The following is a 261-nucleotide window of genomic DNA, read 5'->3' as shown; positions in this document are numbered from 1 at the left end:
CGGGACATCGGATTTCGGGCGCCTTTCCGTCATGCTGCAGTACCGCTTCTACATGGACTGGCTGCTGGACGTGCCGCCCGAGTGCTTCGAACCCGCGCCCAAGGTCGATTCAGCGGTCATTCGCCTGATTCCGCGTCCGGCGGCCGAGTTGACAGCACGCGACGAAGACAAATTTGCCGCCGTTGTCGCAGCGGCTTTCTCACAGCGGCGCAAAATGTTGCGTAACAACCTCAAGGGAATTCTCGACGAAGCCGGTTTCGC

At 60.5% G+C, this 261-nt stretch carries 1 protein-coding gene; it reads left to right on the top strand.

Features of this window, described 5'->3' with window-relative positions; all coding sequences use genetic code 11:
* Positions 1–31: 31 nt before the first annotated feature.
* The coding region (locus tag ACX9YW_RS23165; RefSeq protein WP_460351093.1) for an rRNA adenine N-6-methyltransferase family protein at positions 32–261 on the top strand (230 nt) is incomplete at its 3' end.

Source organism: Pseudoneobacillus rhizolycopersici, assembly GCF_054786815.1.
Note: the sequence above shows the minus strand (reverse complement) of the source record. Positions and strands in the feature narration are given on the sequence as shown.